4 protein-coding genes are annotated in these 1,826 nt (G+C 48.4%); 2 read left to right on the top strand and 2 right to left on the bottom strand.

Going from position 1 to position 1,826, the window contains the following annotated elements:
- Both N6P30_RS24250 and N6P30_RS24245 read left to right on the top strand, forming a co-directional pair.
- Window positions 1-462: phage tail protein (locus N6P30_RS24250; RefSeq protein WP_260630005.1), on the top strand; the 462-nt coding region annotated here is incomplete at its 5' end.
- Entirely contained in the window at window positions 462-1,064 is a 603-nt protein-coding gene (locus N6P30_RS24245) for a tail fiber assembly protein (RefSeq protein ID WP_029403901.1), read from the top strand. The genes N6P30_RS24250 and N6P30_RS24245, both read left to right, overlap by 1 nt.
- On the opposite strand, the gene N6P30_RS24240 is transcribed toward N6P30_RS24245, so the two are convergent.
- Window positions 1,036-1,476, bottom strand: a complete 441-nt coding sequence (locus N6P30_RS24240; RefSeq protein WP_109536478.1) for a tail fiber assembly protein — start codon at window positions 1,474-1,476, stop codon at window positions 1,036-1,038. The two genes, N6P30_RS24245 and N6P30_RS24240, sit on opposite strands and share 29 nt — an antisense overlap.
- A 2-nt stretch (window positions 1,477-1,478) precedes the next feature.
- Window positions 1,479-1,826: phage tail protein (locus N6P30_RS24235; RefSeq protein WP_260630004.1), on the bottom strand; the 348-nt coding region annotated here is incomplete at its 5' end.

Below are 1,826 nucleotides of genomic sequence, written 5' to 3'. Positions count from 1 at the left end.
GAAGGCTCAGCGTTACCCGTTGGTGTACCTGTTCCGTGGCCTTCAGCCACTCCTCCAACAGGCTGGCTGAAATGCAATGGTGCGCCTTTTTCTGCCGCACAATATCCGAAGTTGGCACTGGCTTATCCTAGTCTGGCATTGCCGAATTTACGCGGTGAGTTCATCCGTGGCTGGGATGACGGGCGCGGTATTGACGCGGGGCGCGAAATTCTGTCTGCTCAGGGTGACGCCATTCGAAATATCGTTGGACACATCTCATGCGTGCGTCGTGGGAGTGGATTTTCAGACCTTAAAGATGGCGCGTTTAGATACGATAGCAACTGGTCTACAAAAATTAAAGGGGATGGGGTCGAAGACGACTGGGGGAGCGTAGTCTCATTTGATGCCAGTCGCGTAGTTCCAACTGCACCAGAAAACCGTCCACGCAGTATCGCATTTAACTTCATCGTGAGGGCCGCATAATGACACAGGCAAAATTAAACAGTGAATTTATTGCCACAGTAGCGGGTGATATTACCGTCTATAACTATGACAACACGACACGGGAATACATTTCATCATCAACAGAATATCTTGCCGTTGGCGTCGGTATCCCGGCATGTTCTTGTTTAGATGCGCCAGTTACACATAAAGCTGGTTATGCAATCTGCCGTTCTGCAGATTTTAACTCATGGGAATATGTGCCAGACCATCGCGGTGAAATCATCTATAGCACCGAAACAGGAGAATCGAAAGAAATCACAGCTCTGGGTGATTACCCTGAAAATACAACCACTATCGCCCCGTTAACGCCATATGATAAATGGGATGGTGAGAAATGGGTGACGGATACTGAGGCACAGCATAGCGCCGCAGTAGAAGCGGCAGAAGCACAGCGCCAGTCACTGATTGATGCAGCAATGGCTTCCATTAGTCTGATTCAGCTGAAATTACAGGCCGGACGTAAACTTACGCAGGCAGAAACAACCAGGCTTAACGCTGTGCTGGATTACATTGACGCGGTGACGGCAACAGATACCAGCACCGCGCCGGATGTCATCTGGCCTGAACTGCCGGAGGTGTAGGCCATTCAATATCTGGCGCACCGGAAGTATCGACCAGTTCCAGTGTGTCCAGATAATCCAGCCACAAATTATATTGCGCCAGTTCCTCACCTTTCAGACGACCAATCGCCGCTTTACCAGGCCATTGCTTACTGTTTATGTATTCGTTGACCTGATTAATCAATTGCTGCTTTTCCAATTCGGCTGCGGCAATTTGTTCCTCATGAGTTGGCGGTGGAATATCAATCCATGCAGGCATTCCGTCGATGACACCTCTGTATTTTCCTTCTGGTGCTTCCTTCATAAATTCGGCGGCAACAGTGTCGTCAATTTCGATTCCATCATCTGGCCATTCGCCGGATTCCTGATAAGCGATTTTAAGCTCCACAGGGAAAAACGCATTTTTATTGGCACTGAAAATATATTTCTGCATTTCTACCGTCCTATCGAAATATAACTGAATCTGTATTGCTGTGAGATATCACTGGTTGCCACACGCCACGCTGAATTACTGATATGTTCAAAATTTACAGACAAAACCTGCGGGGCAGGATTCGACGGGTCTGACTGAACGGCATCAGACATAACACTGACTGAAACCATCGGCTGATTAGGGAATGGTATAGGGAAGTGTCCACTGATAAAGCGGGTCGTGTTTCCTGAAAAAGTGCCAAACTGAACAATATATCCACCTGGTAGCCTGAACCATCCCGAACCAGAAGCGAATGCTCCCATATCCGGTATCTGATTTTCCCCCGTCCCGACATTCCTTTTCGATGCCGT

The sequence above is a fragment of the Enterobacter sp. PL1 genome, assembly GCF_945957325.1.
GTDB lineage: Bacteria > Pseudomonadota > Gammaproteobacteria > Enterobacterales > Enterobacteriaceae > Enterobacter > Enterobacter roggenkampii.
Note: the sequence above shows the minus strand (reverse complement) of the source record. Positions and strands in the feature narration are given on the sequence as shown.

Coding starts and splice junctions, on each gene's coding strand:
- N6P30_RS24245 (WP_029403901.1), top strand. CDS start 462: ATGACACAGGCAAAATTAAACAGTGAATTTATTGCCACAGTAGCGGGT.
- N6P30_RS24240 (WP_109536478.1), bottom strand. CDS start 1,476: ATGCAGAAATATATTTTCAGTGCCAATAAAAATGCGTTTTTCCCTGTG.